This window comes from Arenibacter sp. F20364 (assembly GCF_023015905.1).
GTDB lineage: Bacteria > Bacteroidota > Bacteroidia > Flavobacteriales > Flavobacteriaceae > Arenibacter.
This window is the reverse complement of sequence record NZ_JALKBD010000011.1, coordinates 133,075-154,390: the sequence shown is the minus strand read 5'-3', so window position 1 is coordinate 154,390 and position 21,316 is coordinate 133,075. Positions and strand designations below refer to the sequence as shown.

Below are 21,316 nucleotides of genomic sequence, written 5' to 3'. Positions count from 1 at the left end.
GTGAATAATAATTATTGGGACTTCAAATTGGAATATTTGGTGGGTACCAAGAACTCTACAATTGCCGTATTTTGGACATGATGTATCCAAAATCTATGTTATGGCGATATCTAGTTTAGAGGTGAACTATTATTGATATTACCATTTATTTTTTCTGGGATACTACAATTATTTTTAAGGTGTTTTTAGGTTTTGAAGTGGGTGAAAGGTATAAGTTCAAAGTCGAGGTTCCCTCGGGCAAATGCTTGGATAAAGTATCCCATTCCCCTATCTTTTCGGTTATAAGGATTTTTGATTTGACTATTCGTTATATTAATGTTAGGAAATATGGTAAAACCCTACTTATGTAGTATATTTGTAAACTATTTAGATTAAATCCAATTAAGAATGATTAAAGTATCTGAAACAGCTAAGCAGAGGGTAATGGCCCTCATGGCCGAGGGAGGCTTTGATGCCAGCAAAGATTACGTGCGGGTAGGTGTAAAAAGCGGGGGTTGCAGTGGATTGTCCTATGAACTCGATTTTGATAAAAAGACCACAGAAACCGATAAAATTTTTGAGGACAATGCGGTGCGTATCGTTGTGGATAAAAAAAGTTTTCTTTATCTAGTAGGAACCGTTTTGGAATATTCCGGGGGACTTAATGGCAAAGGATTTGTTTTTAATAATCCAAATGCCCAAAGGACTTGCGGGTGTGGAGAGAGTTTTTCTCTATAAAGTAATAATAACCAAAAAGTGAAAATGTACCAATGCGTGCATTGGAGATGATAAGTAATTCACCAATTGTTACATTGAACAATTGTTAAATTAGGAAGAATGGCATATACAGAGGAAGAATTAAAGAAAGAACTGGAGACCAAAGAGTATGAATATGGTTTCTACACAGATATAGAATCGGATACGTTTCCCAATGGTTTAAATGAGGAAATAGTGATTGCTATTTCCAAAAAGAAGGAAGAACCCGAATGGATGACCTTATGGAGATTGGAATCCTTTAAAATCTGGAAGGAAATGGTGGAGCCCGAATGGGCAAATGTTAAGTATAAAAAACCTGATTTTCAGGCTATTTCCTATTATTCCGCCCCCAATAAAAAGCCCAAATACGAAAGTTTGGACGAGGTAGATCCGGAATTATTGGACACCTTCAAAAAATTGGGGATTTCTTTGGACGAACAGAAGAAGCTGGCCGGGGTTGCTGTAGATATCGTAATGGATTCGGTATCTGTCGCTACCACCTTTAAGAAGACACTTGCAGAAAAGGGAATCATATTTTGTTCTATTTCGGAGGCCATTAAGGAACATCCTGAACTGGTTAAAAAATATATAGGTTCTGTAGTCCCGCAAAAGGACAATTTTTATGCAGCCCTGAACTCGGCGGTCTTTTCCGATGGGTCATTCTGTTATATCCCAAAAGGCGTACGATGCCCTATGGAACTTTCCACTTATTTTAGAATCAATCAGGCCGGTACGGGTCAGTTTGAGAGAACCCTGGTTATTGCTGATGAAGGTAGTTATGTGAGTTATTTGGAAGGATGTACCGCACCATCGCGTGACGAAAATCAATTACATGCCGCTGTGGTAGAGTTGATTGCTTTGGATGATGCCGAAATTAAATATTCAACCGTTCAAAATTGGTTCCCTGGAAACAAGGACGGTCAAGGTGGCGTTTTTAATTTTGTTACCAAAAGAGGATTGTGCGAGAAGAATGCCAAAATATCTTGGACACAGGTAGAAACTGGTTCGGCAGTCACTTGGAAATACCCATCCTGTATCCTGAAAGGGGACAATTCTATTGGAGAATTCTATTCTATAGCCGTAACCAATAATTTTCAACAAGCTGACACAGGTACCAAAATGGTCCATTTAGGGAAGAATACAAAGAGTACTATTATATCCAAAGGTATCTCGGCAGGTAAATCCCAAAACAGTTACCGCGGATTGGTGCAGGTAAACAGTAGGGCAGATAATGCCAGGAACTTCTCCCAATGTGATTCCTTACTTATGGGGAACGAATGTGGGGCACATACCTTTCCTTATATAGAAGTGAAGAACAAATCCGCACAAATTGAACATGAGGCCACTACCAGTAAAATTGGGGAGGATCAAATATTTTATTGCAATCAGCGAGGGATAGATACAGAAAAGGCAATTGCCTTGATCGTAAACGGTTTTAGCAAGGAAGTACTGAATAAATTGCCAATGGAATTTGCGGTGGAAGCCCAAAAGTTATTGGAAATAAGTTTAGAGGGATCTGTAGGATAAACAAAATAATTACTAAAGGCTGGCATTTATAATAATAAGAAGTCTTTAGGAAATGTCTTTACCATTATAAGTGCTAAAAACTTAAAGAGAAGATATTAATAAAATGCCCAAGGCACCATATTATTTAAAATAATTAGAATTAAGAACAATGCTGAAAATTAACAACTTACACGCTAGTGTAGAAGATAAGGAGATTTTAAAGGGAATAAACCTAACGGTCAATGCTGGAGAGGTACATGCTATAATGGGACCTAATGGTTCAGGGAAAAGTACTTTGGCAGCTGTAATTGCCGGGAAGGAAGAATTTGAAGTTACCGAAGGAGAGGTGTTTTTGGAAGGTGAAAATTTGGAGGATACCTCCCCTGAAGATAGGGCGCATAAGGGTGTATTTCTATCTTTTCAATATCCTGTGGAAATCCCGGGTGTATCTGTGACCAATTTTATGAAAACGGCCATTAATGAGTCCAGAAAAGCGAAGGGCTTGGAAGATATGCCGGCCAAGGATATGTTGAAATTGATCCGAGAGAAATCGGAACTTTTGGAAATTGATAGAAAGTTTTTGTCACGCTCCTTGAACGAAGGATTCTCCGGAGGGGAGAAAAAGCGTAACGAGATTTTTCAAATGGCCATGTTGGAGCCCAAATTGGCCATTTTGGATGAAACGGATTCCGGTTTGGATATTGATGCCTTGCGTATTGTAGCCAATGGAGTAAACAAATTAAAAAGTAAGGACAATGCTGTTATAGTTATTACCCACTATCAACGTTTATTGGAATATATAGTACCGGATTTTGTTCACGTATTGCACAATGGAAAGATTGTAAAATCGGGTAACAAGGACCTCGCATTGGAACTGGAGGAAAAAGGATATGATTGGTTGAAACAGGAGACTGTTATTTAGTTATTATGTTCAATGTTGAAAGTTTAAAAGTCAAAATTGCTTTCTGATAGCATTTTAAAGATGGCCAAAATAAATTCGTTTGAAGAAATAAATGCTTGGAAAGAAAGTAGGGATTTCAATTAAGCAATTTATGAGCACACGAATAAGGGTGATTTTGAAAAGGATTTTGATTTAAAGAGACAAATTAGGAGAGCTTCAGTATCTATAAGTTCCAATATTGCGGAAGGGTTTGAAAGAAATACAAATAGGGAATTTATTCATTTCCTATATATTTCAAAGGCTTCCGCGGGAGAGGTAAGATCTCAATTGTATTTAGCGTTGGATTTAGGATATTTGGAGAAAGATGAGTTTATTATTTTAAAGGAAAAAATTGAAAATATATCTAAAATGTTAAGTGGGTTTATCAAGTATTTGGATAATTAGACTTATTACTTTCGAACATTTAACATTTAGACATTACAACTTGCAAAAAAGATGGATTTAAAAGAAAAATTAGTTTCCTCATTCTTGGCTTTTGAAAATAGTGTGGATGTAGATCATCCGGTACACGATATACGATCGGAGGCCATTAAGAATTTTGAGACAAAGGGGTTTCCTTCCAAAAAGGAGGAGGCCTGGAAATACACTTCCTTAAATACACTACAGAAAATAGATTTCAGCATCTTTCCTAAAAAGGAGAGCATGTTGGAATACAGGGATGTAAAAAAATACTTTCTACATGAAATAGATACCTTCAAGATTGTTTTTGTAGATGGGGTATACAGTTCCTTTCTGTCAGAGACTACCCATGATGGTGTGGATGTATGTTTAATGAGCTCTGCATTGAACAAACCTATGTACAAGCAGATAATAGATGTCTATTTCAACAAAATAGCGTCGAAGGATGATTCCTTGACCTCGTTAAATACGGCTTTTAGCAGGGAGGGAGCTTATATTTATATACCCAAAAATAAGATTCCGAAAAAGCCTATAGAGATTGTTCATTTTTCAACTGGTAATGAAGCTGCGCTATTATTACAGCCTAGAAATTTGATCATTGCAGAGGAAAATGCGGAAATGCAGATTATAGAACGCCATCAGAGTCTAACGGCCAATGAAGTGTTTACCAACTCGGTAACCGAGATATTTGCGGCCAAGAATGCCAATGTGGATTATTATAAGGTTCAAAACGATTTAACCAGCGCCTCGCTGATAGATAATACCTATATTGATCAGAAGGACGGGAGTGTTGTAAGCGTTCATACTTTTTCTTTTGGGGGTAAATTGACCCGTAACAATCTTAATTTCTACCAAAATGGGGAACGTATAGATTCTACCATGAAGGGGGTTACCATTATTGAGGAAAAGCAGCATGTGGATCACCATACCTTGGTGCACCATATTCAGCCCAACTGCGAAAGCCATCAGGATTATAAGGGTATTTATGGAGAAAATGCCACCGGGGTTTTCAACGGGAAGATTATTGTTGACAAGATTGCCCAAAAGACCAATGCATTTCAGCAAAACAATAATATTTTGGTTAGCGATAAGGCCACCATCAATACAAAACCGCAATTGGAGATTTTTGCAGATGATGTAAAATGTTCCCACGGCTGTACTATAGGGCAATTGGATGAGGAGGCCTTATTTTACCTTCAGTCCAGGGGGATTCCTAAAAAGGAGGCGAGGGCCTTACTTATGTACGCCTTCGCCAACAACGTTTTGGAAAGTGTACGGATCCCGGAACTAAAAGTGAGAATCAACAAGCTTATTGCCAACAAATTGGGCGTTCGTTTAGGGTTCGACCTATAATTAGTTTATGTTCCTTCTAATTCCAGGCATTGAATTTTTATCATGATACAAACTGTTTTCGATATATTGACAATACGTAAAGACTTTCCAATCTTGAATAGAAAAGTCAATGGGTATCCTTTGGTGTATCTGGACAACGCTGCTACGTCCCAGACACCGCAAAAGGTAATAGATGCCATTGTGGATTACTACAGTAGATACAACGCAAATATCCACCGAGGGGTGCATACCCTTTCGCAAGAGGCAACGGACATTTACGAACAGGCAAGACAGAAAATACAAAAGCACTTTAATGCTGCCAAGCGGCATGAAATTATTTTTACTTCAGGAACGACACATGGTATTAATTTAGTAGCCAATGGTTTTGCCGCTTTCTTAAAAAAAGGGGATGAAATTATTGTTTCTGCCCTGGAACACCATTCCAACATTGTGCCTTGGCAAATGCTTTGCGAACGTACAGGAGCTGTATTAAAAGTAATTCCAATGGGATTGGAGGGCAAATTGATTATGGAGGAATACCATAAATTGTTGTCGCACCGTACCAAATTGGTTTTCTGTAATCATGTATCCAACGCTTTGGGGACCGTTAACCCTATTCAGGAAATTATAGAGGCCGCCCACAAAATGGGGGCTGCAGTCTTAATAGATGGTGCACAGGCAGCACCACACATTAAGGCCGATGTACAAAAATTGGATGTGGATTTTTATGTGGTTTCTGCCCATAAAATGTGTGGGCCTACCGGAGTAGGAATGTTATACGGTAAAGAAGAGTGGTTAAATAAATTACCACCTTACCAAGGTGGGGGTGAAATGATTGCTGAAGTAAGTTTTGAAAAAACCACTTATGCCGAATTGCCCCATAAGTTTGAGGCAGGCACTCCAAATATATGTGGTGGTATTGCCTTTGGCGCGGCCCTGGACTATATGAATGCGATCGGATTTGAAGCCATTGCCCAGTACGAACACGAGTTATTGGAATATGCAACCAAAGAACTTTTGGCTATAGACGGATTAAAAATTTATGGGGATTTAAAGGAAAAGACTGCTGTTATTTCTTTTAACATTGAAGGGTTGCACCCCTATGACATTGGCAGTATATTGGATAAATTGGGGGTAGCCGTAAGAACTGGGCATCACTGTGCCCAACCCATCATGGATTTTTATAAAATTCCTGGGACAGTGAGGGCGAGTTTTAGTTTTTACAACACTAAGGAAGAAGTGGATATATTGGTAGCCAGCGTACGGAGGGCAAAGACAATGCTTTCTTAACTTCATTGGGTTAGTTTTCAATCTTTTAAATTGTTGATAAGCAGAATTACTTGTTGTATTTTTGCTGTGAATTGTTACCATTTTACAATGGGCACAAAATTTGGATATGAGTATAAAGGAAATACAGGAAGAAATTGTAGATGAATTCTCCATGTTCGAGGATTGGATGCAGCGTTATGAGTATATGATAGAGCTAGGGAAATCGCTGCCAATGATCAAAGAACAGTATAAGACGGAGGACAATATAATTAAGGGCTGTCAGAGCAAGGTTTGGGTTCATGCTGAATTGGAAGGCGATAAATTGGTTTTTACTGCCGATAGTGATGCCATTATTACCAAAGGCATCATTGCCATCTTGATCAGGGCCTTCAGCAACCAAAAACCTAAGGATATTATAGACGCAGATACCAGTTTTATTGATGAAATTGGCCTAAAGGAACATCTATCACCTACCAGGGCAAATGGCTTGGTTAGTATGATAAAGCAATTAAAATTATATGCGGTGGCATACCAAACACAATTAAATTAATTTGTCCGGCCTTGAGGAATTTTTATTTAAAACCTTTTTTGCGGGCGATAAACATTTAAAATAATGAGCGAAGAAATAGAAACTATAGACACTCAGGAATTGGGCGAAAAAATAGTAAGGGTCCTAAAAACTATTTACGACCCTGAAATACCTGTGGATATCTATGAATTAGGGTTAATTTATGATGTTTTCGTCAACGAGGACAATGAAGTTAAGATTCTAATGACTTTGACCTCCCCGAACTGTCCGGTTGCGGAGTCTCTGCCTATGGAAGTGGAAGAAAAGGTTAAATCTATTGATGAACTAAAAGATGTGGAGGTAGAAATTACCTTTGACCCACCTTGGACCCAGGAATTAATGAGCGAAGAGGCCAAATTGGAATTGGGGATGTTGTAACCTCATTGGCATACCCAGCTTCCAAAAGTCAGTAAAACTATTAAAGGATTGAACCCATTGGGAAGAATCCCATGCAGGAAAATTGAGTATTTATGTCTGAGATTATAAATCGTGTTTCCCAAAGTAAATTGGTGACCTTCAACTTGGAGGACTTTTATCCCCAAGGGAATAGAATACTTATGGATATTAAGGAATGGTTGTTTGAAGGTTTAATACTTAGGGAAAAGGATTTTCGGGCTCAATTGGAAGATCACGACTGGAGTACTTACCAAGATTCTTTTGTGGCATTGACCTGCTCTACGGATGCCATTATACCAGGCTGGGCCTACATGCTTATTTCCACTAAACTTCAGCCATATGCCAAGAAAGTTGTGATTGGTGATTTGGAAATGTTGGAATCCTCCTTATATCAATCTATCTTGGAAAATTTGGATGTTTCAGAATTTGTGGACAAACCTGTAATCATCAAGGGCTGTTCCAATAGACCTGTTCCTGCCAATGCCTATTTGTGGGCGACGACCAAGATTCAAGCTGTAGCCAAAAGTGTCATGTATGGGGAGGCTTGTTCTTCGGTACCGCTGTTCAAGGCAAAATAGCAGTCAGTATCCTACCTTCCGTTAGTGCAACATTCCTTATTTTTGCATTACTATAAATATAAACACTAATTATTATGAAAAAGATTGCATTAGCGATAGTCGCTCTGTTGGCTATGAACATCTCCGTTGCCCAAACTTTGGAGGAGTTGAAAGCTGAAAAAGCAAATAAAAAGGATTCCATTGCGGCCATCCAAGGAAGGGTAGATGCCATTCAAGGTAAAATAGATGCCATTCCTGGCTGGAAAAAGGGTGCTTTTGGTACTATAGGAGCCAGTCTTTCCGGATTTAATAATTGGTACGCCAAAGGCGCACCAAACTCCAGCGCTGGCAATATAGGTATAACTACAAATGCCTTTGCCAATCTTAATCAACCTAAATTTTTCTGGAGGAATTCTTTGAACATCAATCTGGGGTGGGTAAAAATTGATGACAAGGACATTGCTACCGATGATGATAGTTTTCGTTCGGCTACGGATGTTTTTAATATAACTTCTTTGTACGGTCAGAAATTGAGCGACAAGTTTGCTATTTCTACCTTGGCAGAATATCGAACTACCATCATAGATAATTTTAATGATCCAGGCTATTTGGATATTGGGGTTGGGGCCACTTGGACCCCGATTACGGATTTAGTAGTGGTTATCCATCCCATGAACTACAACTTCGTTTTCAGTTCAGGTGATACCGTTTTTGAATCTTCTTTGGGTGCAAAGATTGTGGCGGACTATACCAGAAAGTTGGGAAAGGTTAATTTTAAGACCAACCTATCGCTATTTCAGAGTTATAAAAGTGCGGATTATTCCAATTGGACCTGGACCAACTCCTTTGGGTATACCTTATGGAAAGGTATTGGTCTAGGCTTCGAATTTGGCCTAAGAAACAACAGACAGGAAGCCCTGAGCTATGCTATTGACAATCTTGATGTGGGTGAGCCTACGCCCACTTTCGATTCCATAGATAATGATTTACAGACTTATTGGCTATTTGGATTAAATTACTCGTTTTAAAACGGACATTGATTGGTGAAAAAAATGAAAAGGCCCTCTTATAGGGCCTTTTTTGCAAAGTAGGATTTGTCAATTTTGGTTAGGCGATATATATTTTAAATCCTGTAAGGATAAAACGTCTTTTGCTTGTTCATCTAATGTATAGAGAAGTTGATCGGCAAATAAATTTTTGTTGTGAATTGCAGGCTTTATGTGGTAAGTCTTTATGTTGATAGTGAAAATATAATTTCATGGGATTATAATCCAAAAATAGGACCAAATTTATCAAAAAAAAAAGCCCCTCTATGGAGGGACAATTTTTTAGTTAAGTAGGTCTTTCAGTAAAATTTGGTTTATTATTTTAAAGCGTTACTTTAAGGTTAAGTGCTGATTTGGGGAAAAAGCACTTGGAATTAAGTTTCGCGTTTGATTTGGGGTGAAACACTATCACTTAAATACAATGTAAAGATAGTAGGATTGGACAGTTCTGCTTAATATTTGTTGTGAACGCATCCTATAATGTTGTGAAAAAAACCAACGGTATCCTTTCTTCGATAAACGGCAATATGGTTACTCCCCATTGGTTTTATTATGGGGTTAATAATTCCTTACAAGGATGTTTTGTCCGCTGTTGAATACCACTGAACATTGCCTTCAAGTCTGGACTCAGAGGGATTCTCACGCGTATTAAAGAAGGGAATAGGCAATTAATCCCTTATATCGCATTAATTCAATACTCATCCAAATGTTCTGGGTATAGAAAGTTATTATATGGAAATCTGGTTATGTGAATGTCCCGGACCTCGTCATAAACACGTTTTCTGAATTCTTCCAAATTCTCCTTGTTCAGGGCCGAAATGAATAGGGCCCTATCCCCAACGCGTCGCATCCAGGTATTCTTCCACTCTTCAATAGTGAAGTGTTTGTTTGTTTTTTCTGTAATCAGATCATCGTCATCAATAGTCTTGTGTTCGTATTGATCTATCTTGTTAAAAACCATTATGGTTTTTTTGTCCGAACTTTTTATTTCGGTAAGAATTTGGTTTACAGAATCTATATGCTCTTCAAAATTGGGATGGGAAATATCAACTACATGCAACAATAGGTCAGCTTCGCGCACTTCATCCAAAGTACTTTTAAAACTTTCTACCAATTGAGTGGGCAGTTTTCTAATGAATCCTACAGTGTCGGTCAATAAAAAGGGAAGGTTGCCTATAACCACTTTCCTTACCGTAGTGTCCAAGGTGGCAAATAGTTTGTTTTCAGCGAACACATCGCTCTTGCTAATTACATTCATCAGGGTAGATTTACCTACATTGGTATACCCAACCAAAGCCACGCGGACCAGTGCCCCGCGATTGCCCCTTTGGGTTTCCATCTGTTTATCTACCTTCAATAGTTTTTTCTTTAGGAGCGAAATTCTATCCCGAACAATACGCCTATCCGTTTCTATCTCGGTTTCACCCGGACCACGCATTCCAATACCCCCTTTTTGGCGTTCCAAGTGGGTCCATAAACCAGTTAGTCGTGGTAGCAAATATTCATATTGTGCCAGTTCTACTTGAGTACGGGCATAACTGGTCTGTGCCCTTTGGGCAAAAATATCCAGTATTAAACTGGTACGGTCCAATATCTTACATTTCAATTGGCGTTCTATGTTCCGTTGTTGTCCGGGAGTAAGTTCATCATCGAAAATTACAGATCCAATATCATTGTTCTTTACATAGGCCTCGACTTCCAACATTTTTCCACTTCCAATGTATGTTTTAGGGTTGGGTAGATCAATGCGCTGTACAAAACGCTTGCATACCTCTCCCCCCGCAGTATAGGTAAGGAACTCCAGTTCGTCCAAATATTCGGTTACCTTTTCCTCATTCTGGTCCTTGTTCATTACCCCTATGAGTACCGCCTTTTCATATTCTATGGTCTTCTTCTCTAGCATATACTTATTTAAAGTACAAATCTAATCAATACTTGCCAAGGGATTTTCGTAATTTAGCAATCGATTAAAAATTTTGGATGAAATTATCATTTTTTAAGAAGAAATCGGTCAATATCCTCCACACTGTGGCTTTTTATAATCTGGAAAACTTATTCGACACCAAGGATGATTTTAATACCTTGGATGATGATTTCACTCCTAATGGATCTAAAAAGTGGACCCCAAAACGTTATCAAAAGAAGTTGTCAAGATTGGCCAAAACTATTGGCGAAATTGGGCGTGAATCCACTGGCCTTCCGCCAGTTTTAATTGGTGTTGCGGAGGTAGAGAATGGAACTGTAGTTCAGGATTTGTTGACTACAGATCCCTTAAATTGGTATAATTACGATTATGTTCATTATGATTCCCCGGATGAGCGTGGAATAGATAATGCCTTGCTTTACAATAGGGATAACTTTGAAGTAATTAAATCGGAAGCCATTCCTTTGATTATATATAATCCTACAGGTCAACGGGATACAACAAGGGATATTTTGTACGTACATGGAATTCTAAATGGGGAGGAGGTTCATATTTTTGTAAATCACTGGCCATCCAGAAGGAATGGGGAGGTAGAAACCGACTATAAACGTATTACTGCAGCGAAGACTATTATTGATTTTATGGAGAAGTTGGAGGAAAGTATTGAAAGTCCCAATTATATTGTAATGGGGGATTTTAATGATGGCCCTTCATCGGCGAGTATACAGACTTTGATGAGTAGGAATAGTTTGCATAACCCTATGGAGAAACTAAAATCTCCAGTGCGCGGAAGTGCCAACTATAAGAGGTCTTGGATTCTATTTGATCAAATTATTGTCTCCCATAACTTTTTTAATTACGAAAAAGGTACTCATAGTTTTGCCGAGGCCAATATTTTTGATGAAACCTTCCTCACAGAATTCAAAGGAAAGTACAAAGGTAATCCACGCAGAACCTATGTTGGTAGGCGATATATGGGTGGATTTAGTGATCATTTTCCAGTTTACGTACAGTTCAAGTACAATATCTAAAGTATTCTTTGCCAAAAAGCTAAGCTTTCATGTCGTTTTTTTGACTGTTCACAACAAAACCATGCGTTTCATCGAATAAAAGGGTGCGTTAATCGATAATATTTGCTTGTTGTAGTATATTTGTAGTCCAAATCTTACTATAAACTTTGTCATGGCTTACGCAAACCTTACTTTGTTAAAGATTAGCAAGTGTCTACTTCCAGTAGCTTTTTGTCTTGCTACCTATAGCTCGTTTGCTCAAACCGAAAAACAAATCCATGTAATTAAGGATAAGTATCGTAGCTCAAAATTGGGCGTGTTTACCAATGACCTTAAAAAGGATTTTACCAAAGAGAACAATACCTTGTTACAGGCAGCCAAGACCAATGGCTGGAAATTGACGGAAAGAACGGCTGACGGAAATTTCAGCGAGCTTACTTCCATAGGCGACGACGGAACACCACTGTATTACAGTACCTTCAGCACTGAACTAAATACTGCTACCAGGGCTAATGCCTTACATGATAATGGTTTGTTGGATTTAGGAATTAATGGAGAGAATATGTTGGTGGGGGTATGGGACGCAGGAGCGGTCTTAACAAACCACAAAGAGTTTGAAAATAGGGTACAGACGTTGGATCAGAGTGAAATTGTGGATTCGCATGCCACTAGGGTAACCGGTATTTTGGTAGCCGCCGGATTGGACAAAAAGTCCAAAGGGGTCGCGTACAAGGCTAAGGCGGTTTCCAATGATTGGAGGAGAGATAAAATTGAAGTCGCAGAAATGGCGGCAGAGGGCTTGTTGTTATCCAACCACTCCTACGGAATTATGTCTGATCGTGTGCCAGATTGGTATTTTGGATCATATATCCAAGTTTCTAGGGATTGGGACAAGATTATGTACAATGCTCCCTATTATTTAATGGTGACTGCTGCAGGAAATTCCCAAAAAAACCAGGATAACGAGGCTCCCATTTTTGGATCTGCTTCCAAAGGTTTTGATTTGATGTTGGGATTTGCAACTTCCAAAAACGGAGTTACCGTTGCAGCAGCCGATATTGAAACCAATGAGCAAGGGCAGTTAAAAAGAGCTTCAGTCACTTCCTATTCCAGTTTTGGACCTGTTGATGATGGACGTATTAAGCCCGACATTGCTGCTTATGGTACCAATATTTACACTACTGGTATTGCGAACGACAGTAGATATGAAACCGCTAATGGAACATCCGTAGCTACCCCGGGAGTAACAGGATCCATGTTGTTGATCCAGGAATATCATGAACAAATGGAAGGTATTTTTATGAAGGCAGCTACTTTAAAGGGTTTGGTATTGCACAGTGCCGATGATGTTGATTCCACAGGACCTGATTATAAAATGGGGTGGGGCATTATCAACTCAAAATCGGCTGTAGAGGTGATAGCCAATAAGGAATTTTCTTCCATGATTTCGGAAGAAACACTTTTTGAAGGTGAAACCAAGACCTATACGGTGACGGCAAACGGAACAGAGCCTCTATCGGCATCTATTTCCTGGACAGATCCTGCTACTGGAGCGGTTAATTCAGGGACCTTAAATGATATGACGGCCGCCCTCGTCAATGATTTGGATATTCGTATCACCAAGGACGGTAAGACATTTTTGCCATGGAAGCTCAATGTAGCCCAGGCGGATGCTCCTGCTGTTAACGGAGACAATAAAGTAGATCCATTTGAAAGGATAGACATTAAGAATGCCAAGGGTGATTATACCATTACAGTAACCCATAAAAATACCCTGAACCAAGGGCCCCAGAATTTTTCGATCATTGTTACTGGAATTGCCCTTACCGATTGTGTTTTGGTTACGCCGGAAGATGTTGAACTGACCACAACTGATGAAACTGGGGTTACACTCAACTGGACGGCCAATACAGATGCACTTTTCCAAATTGAATATAAAGAGAAAGGTAGTAACGAATGGAAGGTGGAAACAACTTTTGACCACTATATTGACCTGCAAAATTTAGTTGAGGGAACGGATTATACTCTCAGGATGAAAACCTATTGTTCCGAAAACATAAGTTCCGATTATAGTGAAGAATACGAATTTACCTTTAAGGGATCTGAGACTGAACTTATGGATTATATGGAATATGGAACCTTAACTTTGGAAGTACAGTTTTCCATTTTTCCCAATCCCGTGCAGACTTCAATGACCATTAATGGCGATATCTCCGAAGATGCCATGTACAAAATAGTATCCCTTAACGGTACCGTGGTAAAATCTGGTAAGGCGGAGCAAAAGAAAATTCATATTGCCGACTTAACCTCAGGGCTTTATGTGCTGACCTTAGCTGATTTGGAAGGCTCAAAATCGATTAAGTTCTATAAATCCTAATTAGGAAAGAGGCAATTGATGCTGTCTATATTCTTTTAACTTCACTTTCATCCAATAGTTCATCATTTCGCAAGCGTAAGAATACCTGAGCTGTGGTGATTACGTCCAATTCACAGTATTTCACAATGCGATCCAAATCTTTATCTTTATAGTAAACGGCTTTTACCATACTGCCATCTATATCTTCTTTTGGAGAGGGAATCCCTAAGATATTGGCCATTAGCTTTAGGGAGGTGTAATGCTTATAGTCACCAAATTTCCAAAGCTCCATGGTATCCAAATGCGCTATTTCCCAAGGTTTCTTTCCAAATAGGTCCAGTTTGTTGGGTAAATCCACCTTGTTGATGATCATACGTCTAGCTATATATGGAAAATCGAATTCTTTGCCATTGTGGCCGCACAATAGGTGATGGGGACGATTGAAGTGGGTGTCCAATAAATTCTTAAAATCTTTGAGTATCGTGGGTTCTTCCCCGTAAAAAGAAGTAACCCTAAACGTTCGATTGTTTCCTTTAAAATTAAAATACCCAACGGATATTGTAACGATCTTTCCAAATTCTGCCCAAATTCCGGCACGGTCATAATATTCTTCGGCGGTAAATTCGTCTTTTCGCTGGTAGTGCGACTTATGTTCCCAGAGTTCTTTTTTGGTTTCGTCCAGCTCATTGAAATTCTCTTCTTCCGGAACCGTTTCTATGTCCAAAAAGAGTATGTGTTCCAAATTAATTTTGTGTAACATCCAAAGTTGCTTTAAGACATTATTTACTGATCCGTAATTTTATGAAACTAAGCCATAATCATAAATATACGAACAATTTTATAACCGTTGAAAAGGGTATTTTACCAAATAAATAAGAGGCAATTCTTAAAAGTGCCCTTTATTGTACAAGAGTGCAAGAACCGACCACACGGTTGGTAGGCAACTCTAAATCCAAAATTTGGATAGGGGAGACTTCCATAAAGTACACCGCTTTATCGGTGTAAGACCGCAGCGGCTTTAAATTATGGCCCTTGGAGATCAACCACAAACCCCAGGGTCTGTTAAAATTAAAAAAGAGTTTGTTGTTTTACGGGGCTTTCATGTTCCAAAAGCCACTTTTTGCGGTGGAGTCCCCCGGCATATCCAGTTAAGGAGCCATCACTGCCAATTACCCTGTGACATGGGACAATGATCCATAGCGGATTCTGGCCATTGGCGGAAGCCACAGCCCTAATAGCTTTAACATCACCCAAGGATTTGGATAATTCCAGGTAGGAAACTGTTTTGCCATAGGGTATTTGTAGTAGGGCTTGCCAAACCTTTTTTTGAAATTCTGTTCCTTCGGGGTTGAGGGTTAAACTAAATTCCTTTCGGGTACCTTCAAAATATTCCTGAAGTTGATATACCGCATCTTCGAGTAGTTCTGGAACAATATCGGATATCTTTTCATCAGTATCAAAAACAGTGATACCTGTTAATCCATTTTCATCGCCTTCAATTTTTGCAATTCCCAAAGGAGTATTTATAAATACGGTTTCCATTATTCCTCCTTGCTTTTATCTTGGATAATCCCCAGACGTTTTGCCCGTTCGTTCCAATTTTTGCGGGCTAGGTGCTGTAAGTTTTCCACACTGTCGCTTTCGTCCATAATTTCGAGACCCAAAAGGGTCTCCAAAACATCTTCCATAGTTACTACCCCGCTAATCGAGCCATATTCATCTACAACAAGGGATATATGTTCTCTTGTTGATATAAAGGTTTCCAACAGCTCAGGAATGGGAGTTTGTCTATTGCTTACCAGTATCTCTCTCTTAATACTGGATAAGGGCGAGCTGCCATTTTTCTTTATTATTTCCTCCAGAATCATATCTTTTAGCACAAATCCGGTGATATTGTCCATTTTCTTACTATACACTGGAATCCTTGAAAATTGCATTTTGGGGTTGGCATCATAAAATTCCTTAATGGTCGCTGATTCTGAGGCTATTTTTACCACCGCTCTAGGGGTCATAACGTCCTTTGCCTTAATTTCTTCGAAATTTAATAGGTTTCTAATGATAGTGGATTCCGACTCTTGAAAAACGCCTTCCTCGTGGGCAATATCGGTCATGGCGCTAAAATCTTCCCTACTAAATACACTTCCATGAACGCCTTTTTTCCCAACCAGTCTTGTAAAAAGCTGTAATAGCCATAGTATTCCGGTCCATTTAAGCGCCCATACCATTAACTTTAAGGATGTGGTAGAGGCGTGGGCCAATTGTTTCCAATAGGTAGCTCCTATGGTCTTGGGGATTATCTCTGAGGCCACTAAAATAAGAACGGTCATAACGGTAGAAACCAAGCCGACCATGCCGGCTTCTGAAAATTGAATTCCAAAAAGGGTTTTTTCAGTATTGCCATAGAGTTCTGCATAGGCAACTTTTGCCTGTACTCCCACTAAAATGGCCCCGACCGTGTGTGCGATGGTATTTAAAGTGAGGATGGCAATGAGAGGTTTGTCCACATCTTTTTTTAAGGTCTCCAAGTCATTGGCAAAAGATTTACCTTCCTTTTTCTGCAGATTGATAAAGGTTTGCGGAACACTTAAAAGTACCGCTTCCAAAATTGAGCATAAGAAGGATATAAGGATGGAAATAAGTGCATAAAATAATAGTAAACCCATAAAAAAGTATAAAAAACTAATGTACCACTAAATTAAGAAATCCACGTGTCAATTAACAATAGCATCGTAAAATACCTGTTGTACTGCAGAGCGAATATTGTATTTGGAAATATTACTATGGGTCCTGCTGGGATATACCCGGTTGGATAGAAAAATATATACCAATTGCGTTTTGGGATCTGCCCATACAAAGGTGCCTGTAAACCCACTATGTCCAAAACTGTCCGGACTTGCACTCGGGGCGGGATATGAATCCGCCAAGGTAAGCTCTTGGTTATTGAGGTCAGGTTTATCGAATATTAGACCCCTTCTGTTTTCATTTTCTGGATATTGGACTTTAGTAAATTCCCTCACAGTGGCCTCGGATATATAACGCCTTCCTCCATAGCTCCCATAATTCATATACATCTGCATCATTTTTGCCAAATCTGTAGCTGTGGCAAAAAGACCGGCGTTTCCTGATACCCCGCCCAATAGTGCTGCGTTTTCATCATGGACCCAATCTTTGGTCAGTTCATGCCTAAACAAGGTGTCCATTTCCGTTGGGACAATTTTATTTGGATAATTTTTGGTTTTGGGATTGAAGCCCAGCGTGGTGGCCCCCAAAGGAGCATAAAAGTTTTGGGTTACATAGGTTTCGTAGTCCGTATTGGTCAATCGTGAAATGATTTCGGGATATAACAAAAAGGTAAGCCCCGAATATTTATATTTCTTAATGTTGGACACTTTTGACCTGTTGATCTTTCGATAAATTTTGTTCTTAAACCTATTTTTGATATAGATATTATCATAAACTCTAGTGTTAAATCGGTCACTTGGAGCATTTCTTATAAAACGTTTTTTTACCGAACCATTTTTTTTCATTACTTCTTGAAGGAAGATGATATAGGGGACCAATCCCGCCTGATGCGCAAAGACTTCCCTTATGGTCAAGGTCTTTTTATCCTTTCTATTTTCCCATTTTGGCCAGAGGGTACTAAAGGGAGCATCCAAATCCAGTTTTCCTTCATCATGTAATTTCATTAAGGCAGGCAATGGGCCCATTATTTTTGTCACCGATGCCAAATCGTATATGTCCGTTAGGCCAACAGGTTGAACACTGTCATAGGTATGAAATCCGTAGGCCTTATGGAAGATGATCTTGTTATTTTTGGCCACTAATACCTGTGCTCCAGGGAAAGCTTCTTCTTCAATGGCAAAGGTCATTATGGAATCTACCTTGGAGTGGATGAACAATGAATCCATTCCTAGAGCGGACGGGTTATCATAGCTTAGGATATCCGGGTTAGTTGCTTGTGCGGCTAAGAGCTGTACATTAAAAAATATACTTAAGAGTATAATAACAGCAGCATAGTTACTTTTTTTCATAGTGATTTAGTTACCAACCCACATATTTTGGGGGTTCAATATTATTGAGATTTAAATATACTATTAATTGTCCCCGATGATGGGTTACATGGTCCTGTAACAGATTTAGTATCTGTAATTTTGTTTTTTCACCGGCAAAGAAATCAACCTTTTCCATAAGTTCATTGCTTGGGGTATTTTTCAAAATAGCACTAACCTGATCAAAGCCATCAATTAATAGACGTATGGTTTCTTCTTTTGTTAATTTGGAATTATTGGTACTGTTCTTGTCAGATTTTGGGTCACCAAAATAGGTGATGCCCAACCAATCCATATTGCTTTTTATGTGCAGCAATTGATCTTGAAAACCCTTTTGTCTTGCTGTAGGTTTAAAATCATATTTCTCTGAAGGCATGGCTTCCGCTATGGCGACCAAATAAGTTTTTGAATTTTCCCATTTCTCCAAAAAGGTGGGAATAACAAGGTCTTGGGACTGCATCGTAACCATAAAAAGACAGATAAGTATAAAAAGTAATTTTTTCATTTAACAATAGCATAAATTGAGGTGTCTCAATATCCAATTAGCAACGGCAATGTTTGAAGGGGATTGGCCGATCTATCCCAATACACGTACTACATCCTTGGCAAAATAACTGGCAATAATATTGGCCCCGGCCCTTTTAATGGCGGTCAACTGTTCCATCATTACGGCATCATGATCCAGCCAGCCCTTTTCGGCTGCGGCCTTTACCATAGCATATTCCCCGGACACCTGGTATACCGCTACGGGAACATCCACCTCATTTTTTATTTCCCTAACAATATCCAAATAGCATAGGCCGGGCTTTACCATAACGATATCTGCACCTTCATCAATGTCCATTTCAGTTTCCTTTATTGCTTCAAACCTATTGGCATAATCCATTTGATAGGTCTTTTTATCGCCAAAACCTGGGGCCGAATCCAAGGCATCCCTAAAGGGACCGTAGAATGCACTGGCATATTTGGCACTATAGCTCATGATTCCTGTATCTATAAACCCTTCGTCTTCCAAAGCTTCCCTAATACTCACTATCCTACCGTCCATCATATCGCTGGGCGCTACAAAATCGGCCCCTGCTTCCGCATGGCTCACGCTCATACTGGCCAAAACCTCTACGGTATCGTCGTTGACGATCTGTCCGTCCTCTACAATTCCATCATGACCGTAAGAGGAATAGGGATCCAAGGCCACATCGGTCATAACCAACATCTCCGGACAGGTATTTTTAACTGTTTTAATGGCCCTTTGCATCAAGCCTTTTGGATTTACCGCTTCCTTGCCCTTATTGTCCTTTAAATGGTCCGGGACCTTAACGAACAACAAAACCGACCTAAGTCCCATGGTCCAAAGTTCTTTTACTTCCTTTTCCAAGAGATCCAAGCTATATCGGTAGTAGTTGGGCATGGATGCTATTTCCTCCTTAACTCCTTTTCCCTCTACAACAAATAGAGGCACTAAAAAATCATTTGGCGAGATAATGGTTTCGCGGACCAGAGCTCTAATAGACTCATTGGTGCGTAATCTTCTATTTCTTCTAAGTGGGTACATTTTATGTTTATTTTGAGATTCAAAGATAATGGAACAAGTCCTAAATTGTATAAGGTGAATTGGTTATTCCGTTCATTATTTCGCCAAACCCAGATACATCCACAGACCGTTTTCCTTTACAAATTCCGACTTTTCATGAATGACCTCTACCTTGCCATTTTCAAAAAAATATGCATTAAAGGTTACGGTACCTTTTTGGTCGTTTATTCTTCCCTTTTCCTTGTCCAAAACTTCCAACCTGATCCAACTGACGGACTTGGCCCAAACTTCAATAGCTTTCTTTTCCTTAGTAGGCCTGGTAGAGCTGTGATGACTATCCATCAAATAATTGCCATTGCCCAATACAAAGGCGGAATACCGGGAACGCATCAACTGTTCTGCAGTGGTTGCGGTTGAAATGTCTTTATGTGCCTTACCACAGCAATCGGCATAGGGCTTATGGGATCCACAGGGGCAATCCATATTTTTGTGTTTAATAAATTATTTTTGGCCTAAGACGGCGGTACTAAAATTAGCTACTTCTTTTCCTCCTTATTTTTTTTGTTCCCGATGATTGGCCATAATAGTCTTTAGTCGTTCTTTCCGGGTTTCCTTCTCTTTTTTGAGTTTGTTCTTTTTTCGGTTAAGGAGTTTGGTATGTTTTGCCTTGTTGACCGTATTTTTTTCCTTGCCTTTTTTGCCCATAGTATTTTGTTTAGTTTTGTTATACCCAGTCTTTGGGTTTTTCCAATACCTTTAGCAGACGTTCTTCTTCGCTACCTTTTTCTGGGTGATGGTCATAAACCCATTGCACATGTGGGGGTAGACTCATAAGGATACTTTCTATTCTGCCATTGGTCTTAAGCCCGAACAAGGTTCCCTTGTCATGAACCAGGTTAAACTCTACATATCGGCCACGACGGATTTCCTGCCAATCCCGCTGTTCTTTGGTAAAGGGCAAATCCTTTCTTTTCTCAACAATTGGCACATAGGCCTCCAAGAAGCTATTGCCTACTTCCGTTTCAAAATTGTACCAATCTTCCATGTTCATGATGTCGGTAGCTTTGCAGTAATCGTAAAATAGGCCCCCGACACCACGAGCCTCGTTCCTATGGGTGTTCCAGAAATAATCATCGCACTTTGTCTTATAGGTGGAGTAGAAATCTGGATTATGTTTATCACAAGCCTCTTTGCAAACCTTATGAAAGTGTTTGGCATCCTCATCAAACAAGTAGTATGGGGTAAGGTCTTGTCCGCCCCCAAACCATTGGTCTACCAATTTACCTTGCTTATCGTACATTTCAAAATAGCGCCAATTGGCATGTACGGTTGGTACCATGGGGTTTTTGGGGTGAATAACAAGGCTTAGGCCACAGGCAAAAAAATCGGCATCCTGTACCCCAAAATAGTTTTGCATGCTTTTTGGCAAGGCACCATGAACGGCAGAGATGTTTACACCGCCTTTTTCAAAAACAGCACCATTTTCTATGACCCTGGATCGTCCGCCCCCGCCTTCAGGTCTTTCCCATAGGTCTTCTTTGAATTTGGCTAGACCATCCACCGCTTCCAATTTGCCGGTTATGGTATCTTGTAGTTGTTGAATGTAAGCGTAAAATTTATCTTTCATGTTTCTTCTTTTCGTTTTTCAGACCTGCAAGGTTTTTAAAACCTTGCAGG

At 39.4% G+C, this 21,316-nt stretch carries 22 protein-coding genes; 12 read left to right on the top strand and 10 right to left on the bottom strand.

Annotation, left to right across the window (positions count from 1 at the left end; genetic code table 11):
* Positions 1-387 precede the first annotated feature (387 nt).
* From MWU84_RS11395 to MWU84_RS11350, 10 genes are all read left to right on the top strand, one after another.
* Entirely contained in the window at positions 388-717 is a 330-nt protein-coding gene (locus MWU84_RS11395; protein ID WP_111622857.1) for an iron-sulfur cluster assembly accessory protein, read from the top strand.
* Positions 718-816: 99 nt separating this feature from the next.
* Positions 817-2,262: a Fe-S cluster assembly protein SufB gene (gene sufB / locus MWU84_RS11390; protein ID WP_246901604.1), complete on the top strand. Its 1,446-nt coding sequence runs from the start codon at positions 817-819 to the stop codon at positions 2,260-2,262.
* Between the two features lie 148 nt (positions 2,263-2,410).
* Complete coding sequence (gene sufC, locus MWU84_RS11385; RefSeq protein WP_246901603.1) at positions 2,411-3,163, top strand: Fe-S cluster assembly ATPase SufC; 753 nt, start codon at positions 2,411-2,413, stop codon at positions 3,161-3,163.
* A 126-nt stretch (positions 3,164-3,289) separates the two neighbouring features.
* Positions 3,290-3,586 carry a four helix bundle protein gene (locus tag MWU84_RS11380; RefSeq protein ID WP_348647866.1) on the top strand — a complete coding sequence of 99 codons (297 nt, stop codon included), beginning with the start codon at positions 3,290-3,292 and terminating at the stop codon, positions 3,584-3,586.
* Between the two features lie 51 nt (positions 3,587-3,637).
* Positions 3,638-4,954, top strand: a complete 1,317-nt coding sequence (gene sufD, locus MWU84_RS11375) for a Fe-S cluster assembly protein SufD (RefSeq protein ID WP_246901602.1) — start codon at positions 3,638-3,640, stop codon at positions 4,952-4,954.
* A 42-nt stretch (positions 4,955-4,996) separates the two neighbouring features.
* A complete protein-coding gene (locus tag MWU84_RS11370) occupies positions 4,997-6,223 on the top strand; it encodes a cysteine desulfurase (protein ID WP_246901601.1) in 1,227 nt (408 codons plus the stop codon).
* Between the two features lie 106 nt (positions 6,224-6,329).
* Entirely contained in the window at positions 6,330-6,752 is a 423-nt protein-coding gene (locus tag MWU84_RS11365) for a SufE family protein (protein ID WP_246901600.1), read from the top strand.
* A gap of 63 nt (positions 6,753-6,815) precedes the next feature.
* Complete coding sequence (locus tag MWU84_RS11360; RefSeq protein WP_093977837.1) at positions 6,816-7,148, top strand: SUF system Fe-S cluster assembly protein; 333 nt, start codon at positions 6,816-6,818, stop codon at positions 7,146-7,148.
* Between the two features lie 92 nt (positions 7,149-7,240).
* A complete protein-coding gene (locus MWU84_RS11355) occupies positions 7,241-7,744 on the top strand; it encodes a DUF2480 family protein (protein WP_246901599.1) in 504 nt (167 codons plus the stop codon).
* Between the two features lie 74 nt (positions 7,745-7,818).
* Positions 7,819-8,751, top strand: a complete 933-nt coding sequence (locus MWU84_RS11350) for a DUF3078 domain-containing protein (RefSeq protein ID WP_246901598.1) — start codon at positions 7,819-7,821, stop codon at positions 8,749-8,751.
* Between the two features lie 709 nt (positions 8,752-9,460).
* Here the strand turns inward: MWU84_RS11350 and hflX are convergent.
* Complete coding sequence (gene hflX, locus MWU84_RS11345; protein WP_246901597.1) at positions 9,461-10,672, bottom strand: GTPase HflX; 1,212 nt, start codon at positions 10,670-10,672, stop codon at positions 9,461-9,463.
* Between the two features lie 77 nt (positions 10,673-10,749).
* On the opposite strand from hflX, the gene MWU84_RS11340 reads away from it, so the two are divergent.
* Positions 10,750-11,724 carry an endonuclease/exonuclease/phosphatase family protein gene (locus MWU84_RS11340; protein WP_246901596.1) on the top strand — a complete coding sequence of 325 codons (975 nt, stop codon included), beginning with the start codon at positions 10,750-10,752 and terminating at the stop codon, positions 11,722-11,724.
* Positions 11,725-11,875: 151 nt separating this feature from the next.
* On the top strand, positions 11,876-14,080 hold the full coding sequence (locus tag MWU84_RS11335) for a S8 family serine peptidase (protein WP_246901595.1): 2,205 nt from the start codon (positions 11,876-11,878) through the stop codon (positions 14,078-14,080).
* 25 nt (positions 14,081-14,105) lie between these two features.
* Here MWU84_RS11335 and MWU84_RS11330 read toward each other — a convergent pair whose 3' ends face one another.
* The 9 genes from MWU84_RS11330 to hemF form a co-directional block, all read right to left on the bottom strand.
* The gene (locus MWU84_RS11330) at positions 14,106-14,819 is read right to left on the bottom strand and encodes a 3'-5' exonuclease (protein WP_246901594.1); all 714 of its coding nucleotides are present in this window, start codon (positions 14,817-14,819) and stop codon (positions 14,106-14,108) included.
* 308 nt (positions 14,820-15,127) lie between these two features.
* On the bottom strand, positions 15,128-15,601 hold the full coding sequence (locus MWU84_RS11325) for a methylated-DNA--[protein]-cysteine S-methyltransferase (RefSeq protein ID WP_246901593.1): 474 nt from the start codon (positions 15,599-15,601) through the stop codon (positions 15,128-15,130).
* The gene (locus MWU84_RS11320) at positions 15,601-16,722 is read right to left on the bottom strand and encodes a CNNM domain-containing protein (RefSeq protein ID WP_246901592.1); all 1,122 of its coding nucleotides are present in this window, start codon (positions 16,720-16,722) and stop codon (positions 15,601-15,603) included. Before MWU84_RS11320 ends, MWU84_RS11325 begins: the two co-directional genes overlap by 1 nt.
* A gap of 48 nt (positions 16,723-16,770) precedes the next feature.
* Positions 16,771-18,090, bottom strand: a complete 1,320-nt coding sequence (locus tag MWU84_RS11315) for a serine hydrolase (RefSeq protein WP_246901591.1) — start codon at positions 18,088-18,090, stop codon at positions 16,771-16,773.
* Positions 18,091-18,100: 10 nt separating this feature from the next.
* Positions 18,101-18,613, bottom strand: a complete 513-nt coding sequence (locus MWU84_RS11310; protein ID WP_246901590.1) for a DinB family protein — start codon at positions 18,611-18,613, stop codon at positions 18,101-18,103.
* Positions 18,614-18,685: 72 nt separating this feature from the next.
* Positions 18,686-19,660: a porphobilinogen synthase gene (gene hemB / locus MWU84_RS11305; RefSeq protein ID WP_246901589.1), complete on the bottom strand. Its 975-nt coding sequence runs from the start codon at positions 19,658-19,660 to the stop codon at positions 18,686-18,688.
* Between the two features lie 75 nt (positions 19,661-19,735).
* Positions 19,736-20,122, bottom strand: a complete 387-nt coding sequence (locus tag MWU84_RS11300; RefSeq protein WP_246901588.1) for a YchJ family metal-binding protein — start codon at positions 20,120-20,122, stop codon at positions 19,736-19,738.
* Between the two features lie 69 nt (positions 20,123-20,191).
* Entirely contained in the window at positions 20,192-20,344 is a 153-nt protein-coding gene (locus MWU84_RS11295; protein ID WP_246901587.1) for a hypothetical protein, read from the bottom strand.
* A 19-nt stretch (positions 20,345-20,363) separates the two neighbouring features.
* Positions 20,364-21,266, bottom strand: coding sequence for an oxygen-dependent coproporphyrinogen oxidase (hemF, locus tag MWU84_RS11290; protein ID WP_246901586.1), 903 nt, complete (start codon positions 21,264-21,266; stop codon positions 20,364-20,366).
* Positions 21,267-21,316 lie beyond the last annotated feature (50 nt).